Below are 26330 nucleotides of genomic sequence, written 5' to 3' on the forward strand. Positions count from 1 at the left end.
TTGCCTTGTGGGCGGGGCCTGTGTCATGGCCGGGATATGCGCAGCCAGGGGATTATCCAGCAATGAATCCGGGCGCGATGGGCAGCATCGTGCAGTTCGAGAATGTCGGTCTGCGCTATGGTACGAGCGCGGAAACGCTGTCCGACGTCAGCTTCAGCCTGGGGGCGGGGGCCTTCTATTTCCTCACCGGCCCGTCGGGCGCGGGCAAGAGTTCGCTGCTGCGGCTGATCTATCTGGCGCAGCGGCCGAGCCGTGGGCTCATCAGGATGTTCGGCGAGGATGTCGTCACCCTGCCGCGCGATCGCATGCCGCTGTTCCGGCGGCGGATCGGGGTGGTGTTCCAGGATTTCCGGCTGGTCCCGCATCTGTCGGCCTATGAGAATATCGCGCTGCCGCTGCGGGTGAACGGGGTGCCGGAGGCCGATATCGACACGCCGGTGCGCGAGATGCTCGAATGGGTCGGGCTGTCGGGGCGCGCCAGCGCCCGGCCGGCGACGCTGTCGGGCGGCGAGCAGCAGCGGGTCGCGATCGCCCGCGCGGTGATCGGCCGGCCCGAGATCCTCGTCGCCGACGAACCGACCGGCAACGTCGATCCCGAAATGGCCGAGCGGCTGCTCTATCTGTTCGACGCGCTCAACAAGCTCGGCACCACGATCCTGGTCGCTACCCACGATCTCCATCTGGTGCCGCGGGTCAACAATGCGCAGGTAATCCGCCTCGATCGCGGCCGGGTATCGGACCCGACCGGCGCGCTGCGCTATCCGCCGAAGCGCAACTGATGGCCGGACAGCGCGCGAACTGGCTCGGAAGCTCGGCGGCCCGCAAGCTGCTGCCCGAAGGCTGGCTGTCGGGGCCGATGCCCTGGGTGATCGCGATCATGATGTTCCTGATGGTGCTCGCCGCCGCCGCCGGGCTGGCGCTCAGCTTCGCCGCGAACGAGCTCGACGAGACGCTGGGGCGCCAGTTCACGATCCAGATCGTCGATGCCAACGGCGTGCGCCGCGACGCCGCCGCCGACCGGGTCGCCACCGTGATCCGGGCGATGCCGGGGGTGGTCGCGGTCGACCGGATCGGCGAGAAGGCGATGACCGACCTGCTGCGGCCCTGGCTCGGCGCCGGGCTGGCCGACACCGACCTGCCGGTGCCGGCGATGATCGACGTCCGCTTCGCGGGCGGCAAGCGCGACCGGATGGCGGCAGTGCGCGCCTCGGTGCTGCGGATCGCCCCGGCGGCGCGGATCGACGATCATGCGCAGTGGCTCGGGCCGCTCGCGGGGTTGCTCGGGTCGCTGCGCTGGCTGGCGGGGGTGCTGGTGCTGATGATGGCGGCGGCGGCCGCCTTCACGGTGGTGCTCGCGGCGCGCGCGGCGCTCAACACCCACCAGGCGACGATCGAGGTGATGCACCATCTCGGTTCGACCGATGCCCAGATCGCGCGGCTGTTCCAGCGCCGGATCGCGCTCGACGCGCTGTTCGGCGGGGCGGTCGGGCTGGCGCTCGCCGCGCTGGTGATCTGGGGCGTGGGGGAGCGGATCGTCGAGGTCGGATCGGACCTGCTCGGATCGATCGGGCTGCCGCCGCTGGCTTGGGCGGTGTTGATATTGTTTCCGCTCGGCGGCACCCTGCTCGCGATGTTGGCGGCACGGATCACGATCATGCTCGCGCTGAGGCAAAGGCTGTGATCGCGCGGATCGCCGGGCTGCTGATCGTGCTGTGGATCGCCGGATTCATGGTGTTCGCGCTGTTCTTGCCGCAGCCCGCCCCCGACAATGTCGCCACCGACGGCATCGTCGTGATGACCGGCAGCAGCGGCCGGATCGAACGCGGTCTCGCGCTGATCGCGGCGCAGCAGGCCAAGCGCCTGCTGATCTCGGGGGTCGATCGCCAGGTCAAGCCGCACGAACTGGCGCTGCAATTCCATGTGCCCGCGCATCTGATGGATTGCTGCGTCGATCTCGGCCATGAATCGGTCGACACCCGGTCGAACGCCGACGAGGCCACGGGCTGGATCCGCCGGCACCATTACAACTCGATCCGCCTCGTCACCTCCGACTGGCATATGGCGCGCGCCCGGTTCGATCTCAGGGCGATGGTCGGTCCGAAGGTGCAGGTGGTGACCGACGCGGTGCCGACCGAACCGGGCTTCGTGCAGCTGGTGCGCGAATATAACAAATATGTGCTGCGGCGCTTCGCCGCGCTGGTGGGGATCTGATGGCCTTTCTGCGCTCGCTGCTGTTCGCCGTCATCTTCTATGGCGGCACGATCCTCATGGTGCTGTTCGCGGCGGTGCTGATCCCGTTCGGACCCCGGCATATGGCCGGCCAGGGGCGGCGCTGGGCGGTCTTCCACCGTTGGTGCGCGCGCACCATCCTGGGCATCACCACCCGCGTCGAAGGCACGGTGCCGGCCGGCCAATATCTGTTCGCGGTCAAACATCAGTCGATGTACGAGACGATCGACCTGGTGGTGGTCGCGAACAGCCCGATCGCGGTGCTCAAGCGCGAGCTCGATACGATCCCGATCTTCGGCGGCGTCTCGCGCCGCTACGGCACGATCCCGGTCGACCGCACCGGATCGGCCAAGGCGCTGCGCCAGATGGTCAAGGATGCCGCCGCCGCCCGCGCGACCGGACGGTCGGTGATGATCTTCCCCGAGGGCACCCGGGTCGCGCCGGGCGAACAGCCGCCGCTGCGTGCGGGATTCGCCGGGCTCTACAAGGCGCTCGGCCTGCCGGTGGTCCCGGTCGCGCTCGACAGCGGCCTGGTCTCGCCACGGCGCAGCTTCATCAAGCGGCCCGGGGTGGTGACGATGCGGTTCGGCGAAGTGCTGCCACCGGGCCTCCCCCGCGCCGATGTCGAGGCGCGGGTGCATGCGGGGATGAACGCACTGGAGTGAAGGCCGCGATCAATATGTGGGATTACACCTGACTCATATCGCTTCAAGCGATCGCCGCCAGACCCTTGTTCTTCACGAGATTGAGGAGCTTGAGCGACGGCCCGTCCGGGCGTTTCTCGCCGCGTTCCCATTTGCTGACGGCATCCTTTCGGACGTTCAGATAATGAGCGAACACAGGCTGCGAGACATTCTCGCGCTCGCGCAAGGCGCGGATCTCATCGGGGGCGAGCGGCTCGACCGGCGCCAGGCACAGGGCATCGATCTCACGCATCGTGGTCTTGTCGATGATGCCGGCATCGTGCAGGCCCATCGCGGTTTCGCGCACGGATGCGAGAATGGGGCTCTCAGCCGATCCGTATTTGGTTGTCGCCATTGTCCGTCACCTTCACAAATTCGCCGGCCAGAACCGCCCGTCCGATATCGTCATCCGAAAGATCGAGCAGGATTTCTGCAAGCTTCTTCAGCGCCTTCAACTCTTTGGCACTGACATTGGGTTTTTCGCTCTTGGCAAAGCCGTGCGCGAAAAAGCTGTTCCGACCGACCCTGAAGATGATCAGGGTACGGAAGCCGCCCGACTTGCCTTCGCCTGCGCGTGCAACGCGCTGCTTGTAGACATGGCCACCGAGGTCGGCATCGAAATTGCCCGCGGCAACGTCGGCAGCCGCGCGTGCAAGGCTTTCGCTGGATAGCTCCGCTTTCCGGGCGAAACGCGCAAAGGCCTTGGTCATCAGCGTCGTCATCGAGAGCCGAAATTATAGCTCCTGGAGCTACACTCCGCAATGTGCAGCGGATGCTTTCAGGCGAATGATATTTGAAAGGCTATGGTCGGAGGGATTCTGGCTGGAACCGACTTGCTAGTGCGAGCGCCCGAAGTCGGGGCGGCTGTCGTCCTGGCCCTGCTCGATGATGCTGCGGCGGACCGCCCGCGTCCGGGTGAACAGGTCGAACAGCGCGTCGCCGTCGCCCCAGCGGATCGCGCGCTGCAGCGCGGTCAGGTCCTCGGAGAAGCGCTGGAGCATCTCGAGCACCGCATCCTTGTTGTTGAGGAAGACGTCGCGCCACATCGTCGGGTCGGACGCGGCGATGCGGGTGAAGTCGCGGAAGCCGCCTGCCGAATATTTGATGACCTCGCTCTGGGTCACTTCCTCCATGTCGGAGGCGGTGCCGACGATGCTGTAGGCGATCAGGTGGGGGAGATGGCTGGTGACCGCGAGCACCAGGTCGTGATGCTTGGGGTCCATCGTCTCGACATTGGCGCCGATCCGCTTCCAGAATTCGACCACCCGGCTGACCGCGACCGGCTCGGCGCCCTCGGGCGGGGTGACGATGCACCAGCGGCCGTTGAACAGCGTCGCGAAGCCGGCGTCGGGGCCGCTATTCTCGGTGCCGGCGACCGGATGCGCGGGAATGATCGTCGCCCCCGGCAAGGCCTGCGACAGTGCGGCGATCACGCTCGCCTTCGAGGATCCGACATCGCTGACGATCGCATCGGCGGGCAGGTCGTCGGCGATCTCGGCGGCGACCGCGCCCATCGCGCCGACCGGCACGCACAGGATCACCAGGTCGGCGTCGATCACCGCCGCTCCCGGGGTGTCGGCGACGTCGTCGAGAAAGCCGAGCGCCCGCACCCGCTCGCGCACCTCGGGGCTGGCGTCATGGCCCGACAGCCGCACCGTCGGCATCGTCGCCTGCACCGCGCGGGCGACCGACGAACCGATCAAGCCCAGACCGATGATCGAAACACGCGCGAAGGGCAGCATCAGCCCGCATTCTCCGCGAGGCCGCGCAGCGCCGCGACGATGCCGCGCACCTCGTCCTCGGTGCCGATGGTGATCCGCAGCGCGTTGGGAAGGCCCTGGCCGGGCAGCCAGCGGACGATATAGCCCGCCTCCATCAGGCCGTGATAGGCGGCCTCCGCGGTCAGCCGGCCCTCGAACAGGACCAGCGAGAAATTGGCCTTGCTCGGCACCGCCCGCAGCCCCTGATTGCCGAGGCCCGCGATCTCGCCTTCGAACCAGCGCAGCCATTTGGCGTTATGGTCGCGGCTGGCGGCGACGAATTCGGCATCGGCGACCGCGGCGATCGCCGCCTGCTGGCCGGCGGTGGTGATGTTGAACGGCGCGCGGATCTTGTGCATCGCCTCGACCACCTCGGCCGATCCATAGCCCCAGCCGATCCGTTCGGCGGCGAGCCCGAAGATCTTCGAAAAGGTCCGGGTGACCAGCACATTGGGCTGGGTCCGCGCGAGCTCCAGCCCGCCATCGTCATCCTCGGGCGCGAGATATTCGGCATAGGCCTGGTCGATCACCAGCAGGCAGTCGGCCGGCACCGCGGCATGGAGCCGGGCGAGTTCGGCGCGGCTGCTATAGGTGCCGGTCGGGTTGTTCGGGTTGGCGACGAAGATCACCCGGGTCTGCGGGGTGATCCGCGCGATCAGCGCATCGACGTCGGTCGCATAGTCGCGGTCGTCGGCCTCGATCGGCTCGGCGCCGACCCGGCGTGCGGCGATCGGATAGACCGAGAAGCCGTAACGGACATAGAGGATCTCGTCGCCCTGGCCGGCGAAGGCGCCTGCCGCGAGGTGGAGCACCTCGTCCGATCCGGTGCCGTAGATCACCCGCGCCGGATCGAGCCCGTGCTGGGCAGCGATCGCCTGGCGCAGCGCGGTCGCGCCGGCGTCGGGATAGCGATCGAGCGTGGCGGCGGCGGCGGCGAAGGCGGCGCGCGCCTTGTCGCTGGTGCCAAGCGGATTCTCGTTCGAAGACAGCTTGGCGACCTTGCGGCCATCATCGGTGGTCGAGCGGCCCGGAACATAGGGCGCGATGGCGTCGATCCACGGCTTGGGGAGGGGCTTCGTCATGGCCGTGGGCTCTAGGCTGCGGTGGCGATGATCGCAATAAGCGAGATCGCCGCAATGCGCCGCCGGTCCGGCTCGCGAGCGCATCATTGACAAGCGGCCCGCGCGGGTCCTAGCCCGCTTCGCCCATGTCCGACGATCGCCGTTTCGGCCTAGCCCGTTCCGTCATCCTCCCCGGCCCGCTGCGGCTGGACGGCGGCGGCGAACTCGCCCCGGTCGAGATCGCCTATGAGACCTATGGCACGCTCGACGCCGGGCGCAGCAATGCAGTGCTGATCTGCCACGCGCTGACCGGTGACCATCATGTCGCCTCGACCCATCCGCGCACCGGCAAGCCCGGCTGGTGGACGCGGATGGTCGGCGCGGGCAAGCCGATCGATCCCGCGCGCCATTTCATCATCTGCGCCAATGTGCTCGGCTCATGCCTCGGCTCTTCGGGGCCGGCCTCGGCCGATCCGGCGGGCCTGCCCTATGCGATGCGTTTCCCGGTGATCACGATCCGCGACATGGTGCGCGCGCAGGCGATGCTGCTCGACCATCTCGGGGTCGGCATGCTGCGCGCGGTGGTCGGCGGATCGATGGGCGGCATGCAGGTGCTGCAATGGGCCGCGACCTATGGCGATCGCGTCCAGGCGGCGGTGGTGATCGCGGCGGCGGCGCGGCATTCGGCGCAGAACATCGCCTTTCACGAGGTCGGCCGCCAGGCGATCATGGCCGATCCGAACTGGCGCGGCGGCGACTATTATGCCGACGGCAGGCCGCCCGTCGCGGGCCTCGCGGTCGCACGGATGGCCGCGCACATCACCTATCTGTCCGAAGCCGGACTCACCGAAAAATTCGGCAGGCGGCTGCAGGCCAGGGACGCCAAGAGCTTCGGCTTCGACGCCGATTTCCAGATCGAGAGCTATTTGCGCCACCAGGGAATCAGCTTCGTCGAGCGGTTCGATGCCAACTCCTATCTCTACATCACCCGGGCAATGGACTATTTCGACCTCGCCGAGGAACAGGACGGGCTGCTCGCCAACGCCTTTCGCGGAACCAGGACGCGCTTCTGCCTGGTCAGCTTCGACACCGACTGGCTCTATCCGACCGCGGAGTCGCGGGTCGTCGTCCATGCGCTCAACGCCGCCGGGGCGGCGGTGAGCTTCGTCGAACTGTCGTCGCCATTCGGGCATGACGCCTTCCTGCTCGACGTGCCCGAACTCAACCGGGTGGTCGACGGCTTCCTGCGCGCGGGGGAGGCGGCATGACGATCGGCTATTCGCAGGCGCATGACGACATGCAGCTCGACATGATCCATGGCTGGCTGACCCGAAGCTACTGGTCGCCGGGCATTCCGCGCGAGACGGTGGCACGGGCGATCGCCGGCAGCCATGTGATCGGCGCGTTCGACGGCGACGCCCAGATCGGCTTCGCACGGGTGATCACCGATCATGCGACCTTCGCCTATCTCGCCGACGTCTTCGTGCTCGACGGCTGGCAGGGCCGGGGCATCGCCCGGTCGATGGTGCGGCAGCTGCAGGAGGCGCCGACGCTGCAGGGCTTACGCCGCTGGCTGCTCGCGACCCGCGACGCGCATGGCGTCTATGCGCAGCTTGGCTGGACGCCGATCGCGGCGCCCGAGATGTTCATGCAGAGGCACGATCCCGACGTCTATGCGCGTGAGGACCGGTCATGACGGTTGCCGCTCCCCGCAGCGAACTGCGCCCGGACCTGGCGGTCATCGCCGACCATGTCGCGCGCGGCGCGCGGGTGCTCGACGTCGGCTGCGGCAATGGCGAGCTGATGGACGTGCTGCGCGCCAAGGGGTGCGATGCGCGCGGGATCGAGCTCGATCCCGCCAATGTCAGCCTCGCGGTCGCGCGCGGCCTGTCGGTGGTGCAGGGCGACGCCGATACCGACCTGATCAACTATCCCGACAACGCCTATGATTATGCGATCCTCAGCCAGACGCTGCAGACCGCGCGCGCACCCGACCGGGTGCTGGCCGAGCTGCTGCGGATCGGCCGTCACGCTTTCGTGTCCTTCCCCAATTTCGCCTATTGGCGGGTGCGGCTGTCGCTCGCCTGGGGCGGACGGATGCCGGTAACCCCGGCGCTGCCGGTGAGCTGGTACGCGACCGACAATATCCATCATCTGACGATCGACGATTTCCGCGCCTTCGTCGCCGAACGCGGGCTTACGGTTGAAAGTGCCTGGTTCCTCAACGGCGACCGGCGCTGCAGCCCGGCGGCCGCCAATTTGCGCGCCGAACATGCGGTGTTCCTGCTCAAGCGCTAATCAAGGATCGTCAGCCAGGGCCAGCGCACGCGATAGTCGGTCGCCTTCGCGAGAAAGAGATCGGGGCGCGGATTGCGCGGATTGAGGCGCAGTCTTCCGGCTTGAAGATCGTCGAGGCTGTCTGGGGCGTGGAGCGTGCCGGTGGCGGCATCGATGCCGACGCAGGTGCAGGCGAGCAGATAGCGATCGATGCCGTCGATGGCCGATGCGAGCGCGGGATAGGAGCCGCCGAACTTCGCCTCGTACCAGAGATGGACCCGCGCCTGGTTGCGCAGCTCGATCCGGATCGGAAGATCGCCCAGCAGCGCTTCGGCCCGGCGGATCGCGATATCCTCCGCGTCCCAGGACAGATCGCTCGAATCGAAATAGAAGACGTCATAGTCGCGGATGGCCGCGGCGGGGTCGCGGTTGCTTTCGAGGTTCCAGACCGTCTGGAAAAGGCAGCCCGCGACGAGGTGGCATTGCGGCAGGCCGAGTTCGGGCAGGCGCTCGAGCAATTCTGCATTGAACGGATTCGCACGGATCCGGTCGACGAAGCGCGCCGCGGTCAGCGTCATCCGATCCTCAGGCGCGCTCGGCCTGTGAGATCGCGTCGGCCGCACGCAGCGCCGCCAGGATCTTCATCAGATGCTGGACGTCATGGACCTCGACCGTCACCTCATAGGTGTGGAAGCTGCGGTCGCGGTGCGACAGGGTCAGGTTGACGATATTGGCCTGGTGCGCGCCGAGGATGCCCGCCATCACCCCGAGCGATCCGGGCTCGTTCTTGACGATCACGGTCAGCCGGGCGGTCCCGCCGTCGGCCTTGTCGCCCCAGGCGAGATCGACCCAGTCGGCGTCCTGGCTGTCGGCGAGCTTGCGGCAGTCGATCGCATGGACCTCGACCGGCTGGTCCTCGCGCCGCAGGCCGACGATGCGGTCGCCCGGAACCGGGTTGCAGCAGGTCGCGAGCTGGAAGGCGACCCCCGGGGTCAGCCCCTTGATCGAGATCGCCTCGCGCTGCGCGGGCACCTCGCGCTTCGCGCCGGTGGTGTCGGCGCTGCCCGGCATCAGCGCATCCATCAGCGTCGCGTCGTCGATCAGCTTGCGGGCGATCGCCTCCATCAGCGCGTCCTCGTCGGCGAGCTTGAGCCGCTTGAGCGCGTTCTTCATCGCGTCGGGCGCCAGTTGCGTGGGTAGCCGCTGGACGATCTCGTCGTAGAATTTGCGGCCGAGCGCGACCATTTCGTCGCGCTCCTTGGTCCGGACGAAGCGGCGGATCGATGCCCGCGCCTTGCCGGTGATCGCGAAGTTGAGCCACTCGGGCTGGGGCTCCTGGCCCTTCGAGCGCAGGATCTGGACCTGATCGCCATTTTCGATCGGGGTGCGCAGCGGCACCACCCGGCCGTTGACCTTGGCGCCGACCGCCTCGTCGCCGACATTGGTGTGGACCGCATAGGCGAAATCGATCGGGGTCGATCCGCGTGGCAGCTGGATCAGCTCGCCGGTTGGCGAGAAGGCGAAGATCCGATCCTGGTACATCGCCATGCGGGTATGTTCGAGCAGCTCTTCGGGGCTGTCGGCATGTTCGAGGATCTCGACGAGGTCGCTGATCCAGCCGCTGTCGCCATTGGGCTTGGCGGGCTTGCCGAGCTTGTAGGCCCAGTGCGCGGCGAGGCCATATTCGGCCTGGGCGTGCATTTCCTCGGTGCGGATCTGGACCTCGATCCGGACCTTCTCCGAATGGATCACCGAGGTGTGGAGCGAACGATAGCCGTTGCGCTTGGGGGTCGAGATATAATCCTTGAACCGTCCGGGGACCATCGGCCAGCGCTGGTGCAGGATGCCGAGCGCGCGGTAGCATTCGTCGATATCCTTGACGATCACCCGGAACGCCATGACGTCGGACAATTGTTCGAAGCTGATGTGGCGCTCGGCCATCTTGCGCCAGATCGAATAAGGATGCTTCTCGCGGCCCTGGATCTCGGCGGGGATGCCGTTGCGGCCGAGCTGGAGCCGCAAGCCCGATCCGATCCGCGAGATCAGGTCGCCGCCGCCCTCCTTGAGCTGCTGAAGCCGCTTGGTGATCGAGGCATAGGCGTCGGGTTCGAGCTGCTGGAAGGCGAGCGTCTGCATCTCGCGCATGAACTCGTACATGCCGATCCGCTCGGCGAGCGGAGCGTAGATATCCATCGTCTCCTTGGCGATGCGTCGCCGTTTCGCCTCGGCCGGGATATGATGGAGGGTGCGCATATTGTGCAGCCGGTCGGCGAGCTTGACCAGCAGCACCCGGATATCGCCCGACATGGCGAGCAGGAATTTGCGCAGATTCTCGGCGGCGCGCTCGGTTTCGGTCTGCGCTTCGATCTTCGACAGCTTGGTGACGCCGTCGACCAGCCGCGCGACCGAGGGGCCGAAGCTCTTCTCGATCTGTTCGGGGGTGGCGACCGTGTCCTCGATCGTGTCGTGGAGGATCGCGGTCGCGATCGTCTCGTCGTCGAGCTTGAGGTCGGTCAGGATGCCTGCGACTTCGATCGGGTGGCTGAAATAAGGGTCGCCGCTGGCGCGTTTCTGCGATCCGTGCGCCTGCATCGAAAACACGTAAGCGCGGTTGAGCAGGGCTTCATCCGCATCGGGGTCATAAGCAAGGACCCGGTCGACCAGTTCATATTGTCTCAGCACACCCCAATGATGGGGGTGGCGGGGGCATTTGCGCAACAGGCAAAGCGCGGGATTTGTGGCTTAGACCCAAACCCGACCAACTTTGCACGTCGTGACGGAGTCGATTTTGGCTCGGCGCGAGGAGGAGGGGCGCTGGAATAGCGGGGCTATTTCAAGCCCGTCCGACGCGGCGCTGGGCCAAAATCGGCCCGCCCCTGCGGGGTTGCGCTGGGAAGCCCGCCGGCGGCGTCGGTCAGCTTGGACGGGGCAATCAGCCCGTCCTGCGCCGACCTCCTGGCCAGCGAACTTCCCAGCGCAATCACGACGTGCAAAGTTGGTCGGGTTTGGGTCTGATTACCACAAGCGGCGTTCGGATTGCCGCAAAAGCCGGCCCGCCGGGTCGCGATCGGGTGTCAATGCACCCGATTGCGGCCCCAGCGGGAGAAATTCACTCGTAGTCGCCGCCGATATTCTGGTTGCGCGGCGGCGCGGCGGCGGTGAGGCGCAGCGCCTCGGCCGAGGCCGACAGCGAACCGATCTCGTCGGGCGCATCCTCGTCGTCGAAGCGGACGCGCTGGAGCGAACCGATCACGGACTCGTGCAGATCGGCGGGGGTGACCGTCTCCTCGGCGATCTCGCGCAGCGCGACGACCGGATTCTTGTCGCGATCGCGATCGAGGGTCAGCTCGGCACCGCCCGAGATCTGGCGCGCGCGCTGCGCGGCCATCAGCACCAGATCGAACCGGTTGGGAATCTTGTCGACGCAATCCTCGACGGTGACGCGCGCCATATCAAACGCTCCGCTTGTAAACAGGAGTAATGGAAAGGCGGGCGGCTATCAGGCGAATGCCGCGATGTAAAGGAAAAAGGCCCAATCGGGCCTAGAGCTTGCGGCTCAGTCGCCGCCCTTCCAGGCCCAGAACAGCTGGCACGGCGGCAGGTTGATCCATTCGCGCTCATTGTCGATCCGCGCGAAATGCGGCGCGATCAGCGCCTCGACGAAGCGCGAATATTGATAGACCAGAAAGGCGCCGCCGACCCTGAGCGCGCGGTGGGTCGCCTCGGCGATCGCCGGCGCAACCCCATCGGGCAGCGTCGAGAAGGGCAGGCCCGACAGGATATAGTCGGCCTTGTCGAAACCATGATCGGCAAGGATCTGGTTCACGTCGGCGGCCGAACCATTGACCGCGAGGAAGCGCGGATCGGCGAAGCGGCGGCGCAGATAGTCGACGAACACCGGATTGGTGTCGATCACCAGCAAGGTGGCGTCGGCGGGCAGCCGGGCGAGGATGTCGCCGCAGAAGGTGCCGACTCCGGGGCCATATTCGACGAACAGTCGGGTGTTCGCCCAGTCGACCTTCGACAACATGTGATCGATGGTTCTTTGCGACGACGGCAGCACCGCGCCGATCATCGCCGGATGACGCAGAAACTCGCCGAAGAAGAGCATGAACGGGTTCGGGGAAGGGCCGGTGCTGCGGAGTCCGGCTTTGCGGATCCTGCGGGCCTTTAGTGCGCGCTCCGCCGAATATTCACCCATGACGCTCCTGTGGGGTTCTGTTCTTCACCCTGTTCCGTTGGCAAATGCGGTGGGCAAAGGCAAGCGCCCCCCATCGCGATCCGCCAGGACGGTCTTCCAATGTGTGGAAGCGTCGAAATATCCGGCGCGGGCAAAAAAAAGGCCGACCCAAGGGGCCGGCCGAAAAGTTTTAGGAGAGGATGCCTGAAAGGCCTGCTCTTTGTGCAGTGCGGCGTGATTTCATGCAAATGCGAACATGTTCGAGGCGGTTGCATTTCTTGCAACTTTATATTAGCCTGAAAATCATCGAAAAACGGGGGTAATCCGCGCCTTTTGGCAATTGGCTTATCTCGCTGCATCGCGGTGGCGATGCAGGGTTGAACCTCGCAGGGAGGATGCGATCATGCGCAGGCTACCGCCGCTGACCGCCATCGAGGCATTCGTCCAGGTCGCGCGCCTGGGATCGGTGAAGGCCGCCGCCGAGGAACTGGCGCTGTCCTCACCTGCGCTGAGCCGAAGGGTTCAGGCGCTGGAACGTTTTCTCGGTCGTAACCTGTTCGAGCGCCGGCACCAGTCGATGGTGCTGTCGGGTGACGGCGAGATGCTGCTCAACCGGATCGCGCCGGCGCTCGACGCGCTGACGCTGGCGATCGACGCGACCTCGGGCGAGACCGAACTGCTGCGGCTGCGGCTGGGGGTGCTGCCGCTGTTCGCGTCGCAACGGCTGATCGGACGGCTGCCCGAACTGCGCCAGCGCCATCCCGAACTCCATATCGACATCGACACCGCCGCGCATGCGCTGGCGCGGCTCGGCGAAGGGGTCGATGCGGCGATCGTGCTCGCGCGCGATATCGACGCCAGCCTCTATTCGCGGCGGATCGACCGCGACTTCGTTTCGGCGATCATCAGCAAGTCGCTGCTCGACGGACGCTATCCGGTGCGCGGCCCCGGCGATCTCGCACGGATGACGATCTTCCTCCACCGCGACATGTCCGAACTCTTCTACGCCTGGCGCGAGGCGCTCGGCATTCCCGATCTCGAGCCGGCCGCGGTCGATCATTTCGATTCGGGCCAGCTGATGCTCGACGCCGCGGCGCAGGGCCTGGGGGTGGCCTTCATGCTGCGCGGCCATTTCGAGGAAGCGCATGACGACCGGCTGGCCGACATCCTCAACGAGGATATCGAAAGCCCTTACAGCTACTGGTTCGCCTGCCGCCGCCCCGCGCTGTCGAACCGCGCGGTGCGGATCTTCCACGACTGGCTGTTCAGTTCGATCTCGACGCTTTGAGGCGTTGTTGGCCAGGGGGCGGCGAACAATCGCGCGTCGCACCTCTCCTCCGTCATCCTGAACGTGTTTCAGGATCCACTCTTCCGCGGGGGAGCGGCCCCCTGGGGCACGGTGGATGCTGAAACACGTTCAGCATGACGGATGAAAGAGGGTGTCGTGCCGGGGGCTTAAGCGCCAACGGTCGCCTTGACGATCTTGCCCGGGGTACGCGGCGGCTCGCCCTTAGGCAGCGCGTCGACATGCTCCATGCCCGATTCGACCACACCCCAGACGGTGTACTGGCCGTCGAGGAAGCGGGCGTCGTCGAAGCAGATGAAGAACTGGCTGTTGGCGCTGTGCGGGTTCGAGCTGCGCGCCATCGAGCAGACGCCGCGGACATGCGGCTCCTTGCTGAATTCGGCCTGGAGGTTCGGCTTCTTGGATCCGCCCATGCCGCTGCCGGTCGGATCGCCGCCCTGCGCCATGAAGCCCGGGATCACCCGGTGGAAGACGACGCCGTCGTAAAAGCCCTCGCCGGCGAGCTCCTTGATCCGCTCGACATGGCCAGGGGCCAGATCAGGGCGCAGATTGATGACGACATCGCCGCCGCTGTCGAGCGTCAGGGTCAGGGTGTTTTCGGGATCGGCGGCCATGGGCACTCTCCTTGGGAATGGACTCGGGCATGGCTCCTACCGATTGATCGCGCGCGAGGCCAGCCCGTCCGCGCGAGGCGGGGCACGGGCAAGCTCGATCGCGCATTCGATTGGAATGGCGCTTCTTCGCGGCTGCGAAGGGTTGCCTGACCGGTCAAATTGGCTAGAGCGGGCGCTCACCTCGATCGGCGGAGGACGGCATGAGCGAGACCGAGACCGACATCGCCGCCGAAGCGCCCGCCGCTGCCGCCCTGCTCGACGAGGATGATCGCCTGAATCCGTCGTTCGTCGAGGCCGTCATCGAGCGGGTCGACGCGGGCGACGACGAAGGCGCGCGCGCGCTGGTGCGCCCGCTCCATCCGGCCGACATCGCCGACCTGTTCGAACTCGCGCCGCAGGAGATGCGCAAGCCGATCGCCGCGGCGATCGCCGAACTGCTCGACGGCGACGTGTTGTCGGAGATGAACGAGTGGGTGCGCGAGGAGCTGATGGAGCAGCTCGATCCGCACCAAGTCGCCGAAATGGCGACCCAGCTCGACACCGACGATGCGGTCGCGCTGATCGAAGAGCTCGAGGAGGAGGATCAGCGCGCGGTGCTGCGCGCGATGGAGCCCGACGATCGTGCCGCGATCGAGGAAGCGCTCAGCTATCCGGAAGAAACCGCCGGCCGCCTGATGCAGCGCGACCTGATCGCGGTGCCCGAACATTGGACGATCGGCGACGTTCTCGACTATCTGCGCCGCAACGAGGATCTGACGACTGATTTCTGGGAAATCTTCGTCGTCGACCATGCCCATCACCCGATCGGCACCTGCAAGCTCAGCTGGATCATGCGCACCCCGCGCAGCGTCACCGTCGGCGACGTGATGCAGCGCGAACAGACGCTGATCCCGGCCGACATGGACCAGGAAGAGGTCGCGCTGCGCTTCCAGAAATATGCGCTGATCTCGGCAGCGGTGGTCGACATGTCGGGGCGGCTGGTCGGGATGATCACCGTCGACGACGTCGTCCACATCATCCAGCAGGAAGCCGGCGAGGATATCCTCAAACTGTCGGGCGCCGGCGACGGCGACATCAACGAACCCATCTTCGAGACCGTCAAGGTCCGGCTGTCCTGGCTGATCGTCAACCTCGGCACCGCGATCATCGCGGCCTCGGTGGTCGGGCTGTTCCAGGGGACGATCTCGCGGCTTGTGGTGCTCGCGGTGCTGATGCCGATCGTCTCGGGGATGGGCGGCAATGCCGGCACCCAGACGATGGCGGTGGCGGTGCGCGCACTCGCGCTCAACCAGCTCACCAGTTCGAACACCGCGCGGATGGTCATGCGCGAGCTGCGGATCGCGATCACCAATGGCTTCTGCCTCGGCGCGCTGATCGGCCTGGCGGTCGGCACGCTCTACGGCAATCGCGATCTGGGTATGGTGATCTGCCTGGCGATGATCATCAACAACATCATCGCGGGGCTCGCCGGCATCCTCGTGCCGGTCGGGCTCGATAAGGCCGGCGCCGATCCGGCGGTGTCGTCGGCGGTGTTCGTGACCACGGCGACCGACGTGATGGGGTTCTTCTCGTTCCTCGGACTCGCCGCCTTGTGGGGACTCCACAGTTAGGCGAGGGCGTTGATCCGCGCGATGCTACACCCGATATGGGACCTATGAGCGCCCTCCATCTCACCAAGATCGCCTTCGGCTGTGCCAGTTTCGACGATCTGCGCGAGCGGATCGAGGGGCGCACCGCGCGGGGCGAGCCGATCCGGCTGTCGACCCGCTACAAGCCCAAGCGCGCCGACGAGATCGTCGGCGGCTCGCTCTACTGGATATCGCAGCACCGCTTCGGCCTGCGGCAGGTGATCACGGGCTTTGAGGAAGGCGAGGCGGGCCGCTGGCTGATCTGCCTCGACCCCGAAATGGTCGAGGTCGAACCGCGCCCGCGCCGCGCGCATCAGGGCTGGCGTTACCTGACCGGCGAGGATGCGCCGCGCGACGTGCCGAAGGGCGCCGATGCCGAGGGACGCCTGCCCGCCGGGCTCGAAGCCGAGCTTGCGGGCCTGGGGTTGCTATAGAGCAGGTCGTTCCGGCCCTACCGACGCGATCTTCAACCGCAGCGTATATCGCCCGATCCGGTCTTGCGGGTGGTGCAGCGCGGGTGGCCGGCGATGTTGATGTCGCCCGAGCCGGTGACGCTGGCATTGGCGGCCCGGGCAGCGCCCATGGCGAGATCGCCCGATCCGGTGACCGAGACGTCGACGCTGGTCGCGGTGAGGCCGCCGCCGTGGAAATCGCCCGACCCGCGCACCGCCGCGGTTGCGCTCTCGGCATGGCCGACCAGGGTCATGTCGCCCGAACCGGTGATGCTGGCGGTCAGCTTGCCGGTCTGGAGCTGCGGGACGGTGAAGTCGCCCGATCCGGTCAGGGTCGCGGCGAACGCCGGTCCCTTCACCTGATCGATCGTCAATTCACCCGACCCGGTCAGTTCGGCGGCGCTCAGCGTCGGCACGGTGACGTCGATCACGACATTGTCGTTCTTGGTCCAACTGATCCCGCTCCAGTTCCAGCTCTTCTCGCTGGTGATGACGAGGGTGCCGCTGCGATTCTCGACGATCAGCCGGTCGAGCCGCGCCTGCGGGCCGTTGGCGGTCACCGCGACGCGCGGGCCGGTGTGGACGCGCACCGTCCACGGCCCCTCGACACGCAGTTTCTCGAAGCCGGGCACCGAGAAGCTGCGGGTGGCGGCGGTGGCGGGCAGGCAGGCGGTCAGGGCGACGCAGGCGGCGAGCAGGGGGAGCGAACGGCGCATCGGGCGATCCTTCGGAAGGTCTGTATTGTGATGATAATACAGCCCTGCTCGAGCGGTGCAAGCCCGCGGCGATGCGGATGCGGGGCATCTTGCCAAACTGGCTGTCCCAAAAAAGAAAAGGGCGGCCCCGAAGGACCGCCCTTTTCTCAGCCCGGCCCGGAGGCCTGCGGCTTATTTGTTGTGGATCGCCGCCGCCTTGCGGAGGATATCCAGAATCTTCTCCTGCGCGGTCGGCTCGTCGACCGCTTCCATCGCCGCGAGTTCGCGGGCCAGGCGGCTGGTCGCCGCTTCGAAGATCTGACGCTCCGAATAGCTCTGCTCGGGCTGGTCGTCGGCACGGAACAGGTCGCGGACCACTTCGGAAATCGACACGAGGTCGCCCGAATTGATCTTCGCTTCATATTCCTGTGCGCGGCGCGACCACATCGTGCGCTTGACCTTGGGCTTGCCCTTCAGCGTGGTGAGCGCTTCGGTCATCGTCACGTTCGACGACAGCTTGCGCATGCCGACGGCTTCGGCCTTGTTGGTCGGCACGCGGAGCGTCATCCGCTCCTTTTCGAAACGCAGCACATAGAGTTCGAGCTTGGCGCCCGCGATTTCCTGACTTTGCAATTCGACGACCCGGCCGACACCATGCTTGGGATAAACGACATAATCGCCGACGACGAAGCTCAGCGCCTTAGCAGCCATGTAGTAAGACCTTTCTTCTGGAATGCGCGCCTGGTCCCGTCCGGTCCCGCCAATCCCCTTATTGCGGCCGTCGGCAATCCTGGCGAGCTAAACAACAGTTCCTTCTTGCAGGCGCGTGTCAGGAGTCGCGCCCATCGGCGACTCTGTAACATAATATCAGGCGAAACGCCAGCATCATGGGCTTTTCGGCCCCGCGGCGGTCATTTGTCCCAATCGTTACGGTGCCGATTCGCAACCGTTGGCATGGTTGCGGCAGGCCGATCGGATCGATCCGACATTGTCGATCCGCGGCTTTTGCGACGGGCGAGCGCCCACGACCGGCTCGATCCACCGGAAAAATCACCGATCCCCGACAATAAACAGCTGAAAAATAGGGCGATCAACCGCCAGCCATCGGCTCAGTCGCCCTGGCCGGGCTCCGGCGAGAAGAACTTCTCATATTTGCCTTCGACGCCTTTGAACTCGTCGGCGTCGGCCGGCGCATCGCGCTTGCGGGTGATGTTCGGCCACTGGTTGCCGAACGTGTTGTTGAGTTCGAGCCACTGCTCGAGCCCCGACTCGGTGTCGGGGAGGATCGCCTCGGCGGGGCATTCGGGTTCGCACACGCCGCAGTCGATGCATTCGCTCGGGTTGATGACGAGCATGTTGTCGCCCTCATAGAAGCAGTCGACCGGACAGACCTCGACGCAGTCCATATATTTGCAACGGATGCAGGCGTCGGTGACGACGTAGGTCATTTCAACTCCCTCGGGCGGAACCGCGGCTCCCTAGGTCGCGCCCGGGCCGCCGTCAACATATGCTTGCTTGTCGGCTTCCAAGGAGGGCGGCGCAAGATCGGTATAGCAGGCCCGGGCCTCGGGGGCGGGGCCGCGGCGGACGGGGATCGCCTCGACCCGGATGACGCGGACGCGATCGTTGAGCGGAAAGCTCAGGACGTTGCCGATCCTGATCGCGACATGCGAGCGATCGACCGGGCGACCGTCGATGCGCAGATGGCCGGTTTCGGCGATCTGCTGGGCGAGACCGCGGCTTTTGACGAGGCGGATGAACCACAGATATTTGTCGAGCCGCATCGACCGCGTTCCGTCGTTACCGCCGTCCGGCCGAGGGGGCCTGCGCGGCGGGCCATAGATCGGCAAGCGCCCCGAATGCATTGCCCGGTCGCGCCGCCACCGCCTTCTTCGGCGGCCGCTTGCCCTTCCACACCCAGCTGTCGGCCTCTTCGCCGGCGACGAAGCGGAAGCCGAGCGCGAGCATCAGCTGCGCGAAGCTGGCGCCGCGCAGCCCCAGCGAGGTGGCAAGCCCGGGATCGGGGCAGAAGGCTCCGCGCCCCTCGCGGCTGTCATGCGCCAGCCGCGCGAGCCGCTCGACCAGATCGACCCGCAGCATCTGTGCGCCGAGCGGGCGATAGCCGGCGCGCACCATCGCCTCGCAGGTCGCGACATCGGTCGGGGTGGCCATCGAGACCGCGCCGGGTACCGGCAGCTCGGGCATCGGCTGGTCCTCGGCGGCGGCGAACATCGCCAGCCGCCAGCGAGTCGGCTCGGGCTTGAGTAGGGTCGGCGAATGGATGTCGAGCGTGCCGATCTTGACGTCGAGCCGGCCGGCGCGCGACCGGTCCTCACGTGTGAGATGGTCGATCGCCGATCCGATCTGGCCACGGGCGATGATGCCGCCGGCCTCGGCCAGCGGGGACAGCAGCGCGCGCAGCGACGGCGGGCAGGCGGGATCGCGCGCCGCCTCGAAATAGCGCATCAGCGGCTTGAGCTCGCGTTCGATCCGGGCGTCGAGCCAGGCGGCAAGCCGGCTCTCGACGCCGGCGCGATCGGCATTGCCGAGAACTTCGAGCGCGCGGTGGAGGCGGATGCGCGGGCTGAGCAGGTGGCGGCCCTTTTCGAGCCGGGCGACGACATCGCCGCGCCAGAAGATCGCGACCGGCCGTCCGGCGTCGGTCGCGAGGCTGAAATGGCTGTCCTCGTCGGCGGCGAGCTGGCGTGCGCGTGCGGCAAGCTCGGTGCCGAGGCGGCGTTCGGCCGCGGCCATCAGCCGTTTCATGTCGCCATGGCGCGCGAGATGGTCGGCCTTGAAGCGGAAGCCGATCAGCCGGCCGATCGGTTCGCCGTCGACGGTGACGATGCCGTCCTCGTCGACCTTGACCGGCAGCAGCAGGTCGCCGCCCTTGGCGCCGAGGTCGCGCATCAGCACCGAGGTGCGCCGGTCGACGAAGCGCTGGGTCAACCGCTGGTGGAGCGCGTCGGACAGCTTCTCCTCGAGCGTGCGGGTGCGCTCGGCCCATTTCTCGGGATCGTCGAGCCATTCGGGTCGATGGGCGATATAGGCCCACGTCCGGACCCCGGCGATGCGGTCGGCGAGCGTCTCGACATCGCCCTGGACGCTGTCGAGACGCGCCAGCTCGTCGGCGAACCACTGCACCGGCAGATGGCCGTCGCCTTCGCTGAGATGGCGGAATACCCGCCCGACCAGCCGGCCATGCGGCTCGGGTCCGGTCTTGCGGAAGTCGGGCAGGCCGCACGCCGCCCAGAGTCGGCCGATCATTCGCGGGCCGCGCGCGCGTTCGCGGACCCAGTCCTCCTCGGCAAGCCGCTTGAGCACCGCCAGGTCGATCGCCTGCGGCGCGGCGCGCAGCACCTGCTTGTCGGGGCGGCGTTCGAGATCGCCGATCAGCCCGTCGAGGCTGTCGAGCGTCGGGGTGCCGCAGCGCCAGTAGAGATGGTCGAGCGGCCGGAAGACATGCGCCTCGATCGCATCGACCTCCTCATCCTCGAAGCGTGCGCCCTGGGTTCCCTCGAGCGCGAGCGTGCCGAAAGTGCCGTCGCGCTGGTGCCGGCCGGCGCGGCCGGCGATCTGCGCCATTTCGGGGATGGTCAGCCGGCGCGAGCGGCGGCCGTCGAACTTCCTGAGCGAGGCGAAGGCGACATGGGCGACATCCATGTTCAGCCCCATTCCGATCGCATCGGTCGCGACCAGATAATCGACCTCGCCCGCCTGGAACATCGCGACCTGGGCGTTGCGGGTGCGGGGCGACAATGCCCCCATCACCACCGCCGCGCCACCGCGCATCCGTCGCAGCATCTCGGCGACAGCGTAGACCTCCTCGGCCGAGAAGGCGACGATCGCCGATCGCGGCGGCAGCCGCGACAGCTTGGTCGCGCCGGCATAGCTGAGCGTCGAGAAACGCGGCCGGCCGATGATCTCGGCATCGGGGACCAGCGCGCGCAGCATCGGCCGCAGCATGTCGGATCCCAGGATCATCGTCTCGTCGCGGCCGCGCGCGCGCAGCAGCCGGTCGGTGAAGACATGGCCGCGTTCGGGATCGCTGGCGAGCTGCGCCTCGTCGATCGCGACGAAGGCGAATTCGCGGACATCCTTGTTGGTGCCGCCGGCGCGGATGCTGTCGCCGATCGGCATCGATTCGACCGTGCACAGATAATATTGCGCGTCGGGCGGCAGGATCTTCTCCTCGCCGGTGATCAGCGCGACCCGTTCCTTGCCCTTGATCGCGACCACCCGGTCATAGACTTCGCGTGCCAGCAGCCGCAGCGGGAAACCGATCATGCCGCTCGAATGGCCGCACATCCGCTCGATCGCGAGATGCGTCTTGCCGGTGTTGGTCGGGCCCAGCACGGCGACGACCGGCTGCTCGGCGAAACGAGACATGGGACAGAGATTGGCAGGCCGGGGGCCGAACGCAAGCGGATGTTTTTCGGGAAAGCGCGAAAGAGCGCTTTCCAAGACGGCACCAGCCCGCTCCCCCGCCCAATCTCCCGACATCGTCATGCTGTATCGGGAGGTTGGGCGGGGGAGCGGGCTGGTGCCGTCTTCCTAACAAAGGCGACTCGACTCACGGCCGAAAGGACTCGGTTCGTCGCATTGGTTCATATTCTGAACCCGCATTAGTTTGACATTAACCATGGTCGGGCACAGTCCTCTTGCCCACAGCGCCGAAAACCGCTCCAGGGCAACAAGATAGCGGTATATCAGGGGACGCGTGGATTTGTTCCAGGACGGGCAACAGGGCTTCGGTGCCGATCATCAAGGCCAGGGCGGCGGTGCCGGCGCGCTGACGCTCACCCGTCCGGCACGGCTGGGCGCGATTGGGCGGGTCGGCCAAGGCGTCGGCGATCGTCTCGCCGCCACCGACCTCGTCGTCGATCTCGGCGCCCGCATCGGATCGCGCGAATGGTGGCGGGGGCTTGCGACCTGCACCGCGCTGTGCGTCGCCGCGGGCAGCCTCGCCCCAAGTTTCAAACCGGTCGTCCTGTCGACCGAAGCCCCGATGAGCCAGGCGCAATGGGAAGAATCGCGTGCGCTGGCGATCGCGCCGCTCGGCCTCGGCGCCGACACCGGTCGCCGGCTGGCGGCCAACGACCAGGTCGAGCGTCTCGCCGACACCCCTGAGCGTCCGCGCATCGACCTGACCGCGACGATCGGCCAGGGCGACGGCTTCGCCCGCGTGCTCGAACGCGCCGGCGTCGCCAAGGGCGAGGCGGGCAGCATCGCGTCGATGGTGGCGGCGGCGGTACCGTTGTCCGAACTCGACGCCGGCACCCGCATGGACCTGGTGCTCGGGCGCCGCGAGCGCAAGAGCGATCCGCGTCCGCTCGAAAGCCTAGGCTTTCGCGCCCGATTCGATCTCAAGCTGGCGATCGAGCGGGTCGACGGCGCGCTGCGGCTGAAGCGGATCCCGATCGCGGTCGACAACACCCCGCTGCGCATCCAGGGCCGGGTCGGATCGAGCCTCTACAGTTCGGCGCGCGCCGCCGGCGTTCCCGGCGATGCCATCCAGGCCTTTCTGCGCGCGATCACCCGGACGCTGGCGATCCGCCAGATCGGTTCGGACGCGCGATTCGATGCGATCATCGCCCATCGCCGCGCCGAGACCGGCGAGGTCGAGATGGGCCAGCTTCTCTATGCCGGCATCATCCAGGGCAACCGCAAGACCCAGATGCTCAAATGGACGGTCGGCGGCCAGGACAAATGGTTCGAGGCGAATGGCGTCGGCGAGACCAAGGGGGTGATGAGCCGCCCGGTCATGGGCCATCTGACCTCGAGCTTCGGCATGCGCTTCCACCCGGTGCTCGGCTTCTCGCGGATGCACCAGGGCCTCGATTTCGGCGCGCCGTTCGGATCGCCGATCGTCGCCGCCACCGACGGCAATGTGATCTTCGCAGGGCCACATGGCGGCCATGGCAATTATGTGCGGATCGGCCATGCCGGCAATATCCAGACCGGCTATGCCCATATGAGCCGGATCGTCGCGCGCGCCGGTGAGCATGTCCGCCAGGGCCAACTGATCGGCTATGTCGGATCGACCGGCCTGTCGACCGGCCCGCACCTCCATTATGAGGTGTTCCAGGGCGGCCGCGCGATCAACCCGGCCTCGATGAAGTTCACCACCACCGAGCAGCTGGCGGGTGCCGAGCTGTCGCGGTTCAAGGCCAAGCTCGCCAGCCTGCTGGCGGTGCGGATCGCCTCGGCGGCAGCCCCCGAGCCGAAGGCCGAGAAGCGCGCCGAGACGGTGGCGTCCGCAAAGAAGGACAAGCGCGGCTGACAAGGCCGCGCGGTGGCTATTCGACGGCCCGGATGGTGCCCGCCGCATAGCCCGATTCGACCATGAACGGCGGATCGGGGATCGCCGCGCGTGATTCGTTGAGCAGCAGCGACCAGCGCTGCGACAGATTGACGAAATAGGGGTCGTCGATCTCGATCCGGCGTCGGATCACCGGCTGGGTCGGATCGGCGCGGATCACCAGTACGTCGAACGGCAGCCCGACCGACAGGTCCGACCGGATCGTCGAATCGAACGACAGCAGCCCGACCTTGACCGCCTCGTCGAGGGTCGAATCATAGTTCATCGCGCGATCGAGGATCGGCTTGCCATATTGGGTCGCGCCGATCTGGAAGAAGGGGCTGTCGGGCTGGCATTCGATGAAGTTGCCGGCGTCGTAGATCAGGAACAGCTTGATCGGGCCGTCGCCGATCCGCCCGGCGAGCAGCAGCGAGATGCCCGAACTGACCCCAGCGGCATAGAGCGCGGGTTTGAGTTCGCGACCGGCCGCCATCACCGCCTCGCCGACCAGTTGCGCGGCGCGGAACATCGTCGGCATATCGTCGATCCGGCGCGGGCGCTCGTCGTCGCCGAGCGGCGGCAGCCCTTCGTGAAGCATGCCGAGCACCGACTGGGTCACCGACAAATTGCCCGCGCTCGCCGCGACGATCAGCCGGTCGTCGCTGTCGGCGAGGATGTGGAGCTTGCGATAGGTGGAGATATTGTCGATCCCGGCATTGGTCCGGGTGTCGGCGATCATGATCAATCCGGCTTTCAGATTGATTCCGATACAATAGGTCATCTTATGCCCCTCCGCGCCGCGTTCACCGTCGGTCGTCGACTGTCATATAGCAAGAGACGCCAAGGGGACATGCTTTCCTAAGCGGAGCGGGATTTGCGCGACGGCGCCGGCCTACTTGCCGAATATCAGGACTTCAAAACAGCGAGAGCTGCGCGCCGCCGGGCTTGCGGAACAGGTCGGTGCGCAGGTCCATCCGCTTCGCCTCGATGCCGTGCCGCTTGAGCGCCGCCTTGAACCGCGCCTGCAGCATGGCGGCATAGGCGCCCTTGGGCTGCATGCGGGTGAAGAAGCCCGGATCATTATCCTTCCCGCCGCGCGCCTCGCGGATGATGTTCATCACCTTGTCCTTGCGGTCGGGGAAATAGGCGTCGAGCCAGTCGCGGAACAGCGGCGCGACCTCGTGCGGCAGCCGCACCATCAGCGAGAAGCCGCCGATCGCGCCGGCCTCGGCCGCGGCCTCGACGATGCGCTCGATCTCATGGTCGGTGATCGCCGGGATCACCGGCGACAGCGACAGGAAGGTCGGCACGCCGGCGGCGGTCAGCGCGCCGATCGCGGCGATGCGCTTGGCCGGCGCCGAGGCGCGCGGCTCGAGCCGCGAGGCGATCTGCGGATCGAGTGTCGTCACCGACATCATCACCGCGGCGAGCCCGCGTTCGGCCATCGGGCCCAACAGGTCGATGTCGCGCACCACCCGCGCCGATTTGGTGGTGATCGTTACCGGATGATCATGGTCGGACAGGATTTGGAGGATGTCGCGGGTGATCCGGTAATGCGCCTCGATCGGCTGATAGGGATCGGTGTTGGTGCCGAGCGCGATCGGCCGGCAGCTGTAGGATTTCGCGGCCAGTTCCTTGCGGAGCAGCGTGCCGGCCTCGGGCTTGGCGAACAGCTTGCTTTCGAAATCGCGCCCCGGCGACAGGTTCATATAGGCGTGGGTCGGCCGGGCGAAGCAGTAGATGCAGCCATGCTCGCAGCCGCGATAGGCGTTGATCGAGCGGTCGAAGCCGATGTCGGGCGACTGGTTGCGGGTGATGATCGTGCGCGGGGTCTCGATCGTCACCTCGGTCCGCAGCACCGGCGGCGCGCCGTCTACGCCCTCGCGTTCGTCGAGCCAGTCGCCGTCGGCTTCACGGCCGAGATCGTCGAAGCGGCTGCTGGCGGCGTTGCGGGTGGCGCCGCGCCCGTCGGATTTGCGCTGTTGAGCCATAGCCGGAAATTACGCCGGGCATGAGAACAAATAAAGAACAAAATCGCGGTAAGGGAGTCTATTTCTCGAGCAGGCGCGGCATCAGTTCCACGAAATTGCACGGCATGTGCCGGCTATCGAGCTGATATTGCAGGATGTCGTCCCAGCCATCCTTGACCGCGCCGGTCGATCCGGGGAGCGCGAAGATATAGGTGCCGCGCGCGACGCAGGCGGTGGCGCGCGACTGGATCGTCGAGGTGCCGATCTTGGCGTAGCTCAGCCAGCGGAACAGCTCGCCGAAGCCGGGAATCTCCTTGTCCCACACCGCTTTCAACGCCTCGGGGGTGACGTCGCGGCCGGTCACGCCGGTGCCGCCGGTGGTGATCACGCAGTCGACCGTCGGATCGTCGATCCAGTCCTGGAGCCGCGCGACGATCCGTTCGACATCGTCCACGATGATCGCGCGGTCGGCGAGGATATGCCCCGATCCGGTCAGCCGCGCGGCCAGCGTGTCGCCCGACCGGTCCTCGGCCAGCCCGCGGCTGTCCGAGACGGTGAGCACCGCGATCCGGACGGGGTGAAAGGGCAGGTCTTCCTTGATCGGCATGGGGGGACTCCGTTCAGGTCACGAGCGAATGGCTCGGGCGCCGGATAAGAACAGTCGGCTGTTTCGAACTTAAAAAAAGCGATGGTCCTGCTGATAGATGGCATCGACAAGAGCGAATATATGGGTCGCTAGTGGCGTACCGATCACCTCATCTCGGCGCAGCGCATGTTTCGCCAGGTCGCTGGCGGCCACTGGCCGGTTCGATGAATCGATCACCATGACGGCCGGCGTTCCGTCCGGTTGTTCTCGATGCACAAGTGAGACCGCCATGCGATCCTCGGCATTGGTCTGGTCTCCCCAATCGCCGATTATCAGATCGAGATTGGCTCCGAGGTCTCTCATATGTCCGACGGTCCAATGCATCCAATAGGCGGCGGTTGCCGACTCTTCTTGAAACACGAGGCCCCAAACGGATCGGCTCGCATTGCCGCAGCATGCGCAGTGGCCCTCGCTGGCGCCTGAGAATTCCACGACGAAATTTGGCTTGCTGTTTGGCATGACCGCGATCTTAGACGATTGACGTAAGCCTTCCACGATCTTGCTTTGGTCCAGCGCATCGAGAGCTGA

The 26330-nt window shown here is 66.6% G+C and carries 29 protein-coding genes; 11 read left to right on the forward strand and 18 right to left on the reverse strand.

Features of this window, described 5'->3' with window-relative positions; translation table 11 throughout:
• Positions 1-77: 77 nt before the first annotated feature.
• From ftsE to AC1RM6_RS08185, 4 genes are read left to right on the forward strand one after another with little or no spacing between them, the layout of a single operon-like run.
• On the forward strand, positions 78-779 hold the full coding sequence (gene ftsE / locus AC1RM6_RS08170; RefSeq protein ID WP_493100601.1) for a cell division ATP-binding protein FtsE: 702 nt from the start codon (positions 78-80) through the stop codon (positions 777-779).
• Positions 779-1681, forward strand: coding sequence for a cell division protein FtsX (locus tag AC1RM6_RS08175; RefSeq protein ID WP_493099963.1), 903 nt, complete (start codon positions 779-781; stop codon positions 1679-1681). The genes ftsE and AC1RM6_RS08175 overlap by 1 nt, the downstream gene beginning before the upstream one ends.
• Positions 1678-2211: a YdcF family protein gene (locus AC1RM6_RS08180; RefSeq protein ID WP_493099965.1), complete on the forward strand. Its 534-nt coding sequence runs from the start codon at positions 1678-1680 to the stop codon at positions 2209-2211. Before AC1RM6_RS08175 ends, AC1RM6_RS08180 begins: the two co-directional genes overlap by 4 nt.
• Positions 2211-2894 (forward strand): lysophospholipid acyltransferase family protein, encoded by a 684-nt coding sequence (locus tag AC1RM6_RS08185; protein WP_493099968.1) that lies wholly within the window; start codon positions 2211-2213, stop codon positions 2892-2894. Before AC1RM6_RS08180 ends, AC1RM6_RS08185 begins: the two co-directional genes overlap by 1 nt.
• Positions 2895-2937: 43 nt before the next feature.
• Here AC1RM6_RS08185 and AC1RM6_RS08190 read toward each other — a convergent pair whose 3' ends face one another.
• The 4 genes from AC1RM6_RS08190 to hisC all read right to left on the reverse strand — a co-directional run bounded on the left by AC1RM6_RS08190 (position 2938) and on the right by hisC (position 5754).
• A complete protein-coding gene (locus AC1RM6_RS08190) occupies positions 2938-3219 on the reverse strand; it encodes a helix-turn-helix domain-containing protein (RefSeq protein ID WP_493099970.1) in 282 nt (93 codons plus the stop codon).
• 19 nt (positions 3220-3238) lie between these two features.
• Positions 3239-3634: a type II toxin-antitoxin system RelE/ParE family toxin gene (locus AC1RM6_RS08195; RefSeq protein WP_493099972.1), complete on the reverse strand. Its 396-nt coding sequence runs from the start codon at positions 3632-3634 to the stop codon at positions 3239-3241.
• 114 nt (positions 3635-3748) lie between these two features.
• Positions 3749-4654, reverse strand: a complete 906-nt coding sequence (locus tag AC1RM6_RS08200; protein ID WP_493099974.1) for a prephenate/arogenate dehydrogenase family protein — start codon at positions 4652-4654, stop codon at positions 3749-3751.
• Entirely contained in the window at positions 4654-5754 is a 1101-nt protein-coding gene (gene hisC, locus AC1RM6_RS08205; protein WP_493099976.1) for a histidinol-phosphate transaminase, read from the reverse strand. The genes AC1RM6_RS08200 and hisC overlap by 1 nt, the downstream gene beginning before the upstream one ends.
• Positions 5755-5879: 125 nt before the next feature.
• Between hisC and metX the strand changes: the two genes are divergently transcribed.
• From metX to metW, 3 genes are read left to right on the forward strand one after another with little or no spacing between them, the layout of a single operon-like run.
• Complete coding sequence (gene metX, locus AC1RM6_RS08210) at positions 5880-7001, forward strand: homoserine O-acetyltransferase MetX (protein WP_493099978.1); 1122 nt, start codon at positions 5880-5882, stop codon at positions 6999-7001.
• On the forward strand, positions 6998-7429 hold the full coding sequence (locus tag AC1RM6_RS08215) for a GNAT family N-acetyltransferase (RefSeq protein WP_493099980.1): 432 nt from the start codon (positions 6998-7000) through the stop codon (positions 7427-7429). The genes metX and AC1RM6_RS08215 overlap by 4 nt, the downstream gene beginning before the upstream one ends.
• On the forward strand, positions 7426-8031 hold the full coding sequence (gene metW, locus AC1RM6_RS08220; protein WP_493099982.1) for a methionine biosynthesis protein MetW: 606 nt from the start codon (positions 7426-7428) through the stop codon (positions 8029-8031). Before AC1RM6_RS08215 ends, metW begins: the two co-directional genes overlap by 4 nt.
• Here metW and AC1RM6_RS08225 read toward each other — a convergent pair.
• The 4 genes from AC1RM6_RS08225 to AC1RM6_RS08240 form a co-directional block, all read right to left on the reverse strand.
• Positions 8028-8588, reverse strand: coding sequence for a nucleotidyltransferase family protein (locus AC1RM6_RS08225; RefSeq protein ID WP_493099984.1), 561 nt, complete (start codon positions 8586-8588; stop codon positions 8028-8030). The two genes, metW and AC1RM6_RS08225, sit on opposite strands and share 4 nt — an antisense overlap.
• 7 nt (positions 8589-8595) lie before the next feature.
• A complete protein-coding gene (locus AC1RM6_RS08230) occupies positions 8596-10692 on the reverse strand; it encodes a RelA/SpoT family protein (RefSeq protein WP_493099986.1) in 2097 nt (698 codons plus the stop codon).
• 427 nt (positions 10693-11119) lie between these two features.
• The gene (rpoZ, locus tag AC1RM6_RS08235; RefSeq protein ID WP_493099988.1) at positions 11120-11461 is read right to left on the reverse strand and encodes a DNA-directed RNA polymerase subunit omega; all 342 of its coding nucleotides are present in this window, start codon (positions 11459-11461) and stop codon (positions 11120-11122) included.
• Positions 11462-11566: 105 nt separating this feature from the next.
• The gene (locus tag AC1RM6_RS08240; RefSeq protein ID WP_493099990.1) at positions 11567-12121 is read right to left on the reverse strand and encodes a class I SAM-dependent methyltransferase; all 555 of its coding nucleotides are present in this window, start codon (positions 12119-12121) and stop codon (positions 11567-11569) included.
• A gap of 472 nt (positions 12122-12593) precedes the next feature.
• Here AC1RM6_RS08240 and AC1RM6_RS08245 point away from each other — a divergent pair, with 472 nt between their 5' ends.
• Positions 12594-13478, forward strand: coding sequence for a LysR substrate-binding domain-containing protein (locus AC1RM6_RS08245; RefSeq protein WP_493099992.1), 885 nt, complete (start codon positions 12594-12596; stop codon positions 13476-13478).
• Positions 13479-13645: 167 nt separating this feature from the next.
• Here the strand turns inward: AC1RM6_RS08245 and AC1RM6_RS08250 are convergent, their stop codons facing one another.
• Positions 13646-14110 (reverse strand): peptidylprolyl isomerase, encoded by a 465-nt coding sequence (locus AC1RM6_RS08250; RefSeq protein WP_493099994.1) that lies wholly within the window; start codon positions 14108-14110, stop codon positions 13646-13648.
• A gap of 200 nt (positions 14111-14310) precedes the next feature.
• Here AC1RM6_RS08250 and mgtE point away from each other — a divergent pair, with 200 nt between their 5' ends.
• Complete coding sequence (gene mgtE / locus AC1RM6_RS08255) at positions 14311-15720, forward strand: magnesium transporter (RefSeq protein ID WP_493099996.1); 1410 nt, start codon at positions 14311-14313, stop codon at positions 15718-15720.
• A 35-nt stretch (positions 15721-15755) separates the two neighbouring features.
• A complete protein-coding gene (locus tag AC1RM6_RS08260; RefSeq protein WP_493099998.1) occupies positions 15756-16172 on the forward strand; it encodes a DUF1489 family protein in 417 nt (138 codons plus the stop codon).
• Positions 16173-16204: 32 nt separating this feature from the next.
• Here the strand turns inward: AC1RM6_RS08260 and AC1RM6_RS08265 are convergent, their stop codons facing one another.
• The 5 genes from AC1RM6_RS08265 to AC1RM6_RS08285 form a co-directional block, all read right to left on the reverse strand.
• Positions 16205-16906, reverse strand: coding sequence for a head GIN domain-containing protein (locus AC1RM6_RS08265; RefSeq protein ID WP_493100000.1), 702 nt, complete (start codon positions 16904-16906; stop codon positions 16205-16207).
• A gap of 171 nt (positions 16907-17077) precedes the next feature.
• Positions 17078-17596 (reverse strand): CarD family transcriptional regulator, encoded by a 519-nt coding sequence (locus AC1RM6_RS08270; RefSeq protein WP_493100002.1) that lies wholly within the window; start codon positions 17594-17596, stop codon positions 17078-17080.
• Positions 17597-17994: 398 nt separating this feature from the next.
• Complete coding sequence (gene fdxA, locus AC1RM6_RS08275; protein ID WP_493100004.1) at positions 17995-18333, reverse strand: ferredoxin FdxA; 339 nt, start codon at positions 18331-18333, stop codon at positions 17995-17997.
• A 30-nt stretch (positions 18334-18363) separates the two neighbouring features.
• A complete protein-coding gene (locus AC1RM6_RS08280) occupies positions 18364-18669 on the reverse strand; it encodes an RNA-binding S4 domain-containing protein (RefSeq protein WP_493100006.1) in 306 nt (101 codons plus the stop codon).
• 16 nt (positions 18670-18685) lie between these two features.
• Positions 18686-21394: a helicase-related protein gene (locus tag AC1RM6_RS08285; protein WP_493100008.1), complete on the reverse strand. Its 2709-nt coding sequence runs from the start codon at positions 21392-21394 to the stop codon at positions 18686-18688.
• 217 nt (positions 21395-21611) lie between these two features.
• Here AC1RM6_RS08285 and AC1RM6_RS08290 point away from each other — a divergent pair, with 217 nt between their 5' ends.
• Entirely contained in the window at positions 21612-23168 is a 1557-nt protein-coding gene (locus AC1RM6_RS08290; RefSeq protein ID WP_493100603.1) for a M23 family metallopeptidase, read from the forward strand.
• 16 nt (positions 23169-23184) lie between these two features.
• On the opposite strand, the gene AC1RM6_RS08295 is transcribed toward AC1RM6_RS08290, so the two are convergent.
• The 4 genes from AC1RM6_RS08295 to AC1RM6_RS08310 form a co-directional block, all read right to left on the reverse strand.
• Positions 23185-23967 (reverse strand): proteasome-type protease, encoded by a 783-nt coding sequence (locus AC1RM6_RS08295; protein WP_493100010.1) that lies wholly within the window; start codon positions 23965-23967, stop codon positions 23185-23187.
• Between the two features lie 133 nt (positions 23968-24100).
• Positions 24101-25177, reverse strand: a complete 1077-nt coding sequence (locus tag AC1RM6_RS08300) for a PA0069 family radical SAM protein (protein WP_493100012.1) — start codon at positions 25175-25177, stop codon at positions 24101-24103.
• Between the two features lie 58 nt (positions 25178-25235).
• A complete protein-coding gene (gene moaB / locus AC1RM6_RS08305) occupies positions 25236-25763 on the reverse strand; it encodes a molybdenum cofactor biosynthesis protein B (RefSeq protein ID WP_493100014.1) in 528 nt (175 codons plus the stop codon).
• A 69-nt stretch (positions 25764-25832) separates the two neighbouring features.
• Positions 25833-26261 (reverse strand): hypothetical protein, encoded by a 429-nt coding sequence (locus AC1RM6_RS08310; protein ID WP_493100016.1) that lies wholly within the window; start codon positions 26259-26261, stop codon positions 25833-25835.
• Positions 26262-26330: the final 69 nt, after the last annotated feature.

This window comes from Rhizorhabdus sp. GW822-FHT03C02, from assembly GCF_058801765.1.

Bases quoted from the DNA above. Each gene is read 5' to 3' on its own strand.
- ftsE (WP_493100601.1), top strand. From the start codon at position 78: ATGGGCAGCATCGTGCAGTTCGAGAATGTCGGTCTGCGCTATGGTACG.
- AC1RM6_RS08175 (WP_493099963.1), top strand. From the start codon at position 779: ATGGCCGGACAGCGCGCGAACTGGCTCGGAAGCTCGGCGGCCCGCAAG.
- AC1RM6_RS08185 (WP_493099968.1), top strand. From the start codon at position 2,211: ATGGCCTTTCTGCGCTCGCTGCTGTTCGCCGTCATCTTCTATGGCGGC.
- AC1RM6_RS08195 (WP_493099972.1), bottom strand. From the start codon at position 3,634: ATGACGACGCTGATGACCAAGGCCTTTGCGCGTTTCGCCCGGAAAGCG.
- AC1RM6_RS08200 (WP_493099974.1), bottom strand. From the start codon at position 4,654: ATGCTGCCCTTCGCGCGTGTTTCGATCATCGGTCTGGGCTTGATCGGT.
- hisC (WP_493099976.1), bottom strand. From the start codon at position 5,754: ATGACGAAGCCCCTCCCCAAGCCGTGGATCGACGCCATCGCGCCCTAT.
- metX (WP_493099978.1), top strand. From the start codon at position 5,880: ATGTCCGACGATCGCCGTTTCGGCCTAGCCCGTTCCGTCATCCTCCCC.
- AC1RM6_RS08215 (WP_493099980.1), top strand. From the start codon at position 6,998: ATGACGATCGGCTATTCGCAGGCGCATGACGACATGCAGCTCGACATG.
- metW (WP_493099982.1), top strand. From the start codon at position 7,426: ATGACGGTTGCCGCTCCCCGCAGCGAACTGCGCCCGGACCTGGCGGTC.
- AC1RM6_RS08225 (WP_493099984.1), bottom strand. From the start codon at position 8,588: ATGACGCTGACCGCGGCGCGCTTCGTCGACCGGATCCGTGCGAATCCG.
- rpoZ (WP_493099988.1), bottom strand. From the start codon at position 11,461: ATGGCGCGCGTCACCGTCGAGGATTGCGTCGACAAGATTCCCAACCGG.
- AC1RM6_RS08240 (WP_493099990.1), bottom strand. From the start codon at position 12,121: ATGCTCTTCTTCGGCGAGTTTCTGCGTCATCCGGCGATGATCGGCGCG.
- AC1RM6_RS08245 (WP_493099992.1), top strand. From the start codon at position 12,594: ATGCGCAGGCTACCGCCGCTGACCGCCATCGAGGCATTCGTCCAGGTC.
- AC1RM6_RS08250 (WP_493099994.1), bottom strand. From the start codon at position 14,110: ATGGCCGCCGATCCCGAAAACACCCTGACCCTGACGCTCGACAGCGGC.
- mgtE (WP_493099996.1), top strand. From the start codon at position 14,311: ATGAGCGAGACCGAGACCGACATCGCCGCCGAAGCGCCCGCCGCTGCC.
- AC1RM6_RS08260 (WP_493099998.1), top strand. From the start codon at position 15,756: ATGGGACCTATGAGCGCCCTCCATCTCACCAAGATCGCCTTCGGCTGT.
- AC1RM6_RS08265 (WP_493100000.1), bottom strand. From the start codon at position 16,906: ATGCGCCGTTCGCTCCCCCTGCTCGCCGCCTGCGTCGCCCTGACCGCC.
- AC1RM6_RS08270 (WP_493100002.1), bottom strand. From the start codon at position 17,596: ATGGCTGCTAAGGCGCTGAGCTTCGTCGTCGGCGATTATGTCGTTTAT.
- fdxA (WP_493100004.1), bottom strand. From the start codon at position 18,333: ATGACCTACGTCGTCACCGACGCCTGCATCCGTTGCAAATATATGGAC.
- AC1RM6_RS08280 (WP_493100006.1), bottom strand. From the start codon at position 18,669: ATGCGGCTCGACAAATATCTGTGGTTCATCCGCCTCGTCAAAAGCCGC.
- AC1RM6_RS08285 (WP_493100008.1), bottom strand. From the start codon at position 21,394: ATGACGATGTCGGGAGATTGGGCGGGGGAGCGGGCTGGTGCCGTCTTG.
- AC1RM6_RS08295 (WP_493100010.1), bottom strand. From the start codon at position 23,967: ATGACCTATTGTATCGGAATCAATCTGAAAGCCGGATTGATCATGATC.
- AC1RM6_RS08300 (WP_493100012.1), bottom strand. From the start codon at position 25,177: ATGGCTCAACAGCGCAAATCCGACGGGCGCGGCGCCACCCGCAACGCC.
- moaB (WP_493100014.1), bottom strand. From the start codon at position 25,763: ATGCCGATCAAGGAAGACCTGCCCTTTCACCCCGTCCGGATCGCGGTG.
- AC1RM6_RS08310 (WP_493100016.1), bottom strand. From the start codon at position 26,261: ATGCCAAACAGCAAGCCAAATTTCGTCGTGGAATTCTCAGGCGCCAGC.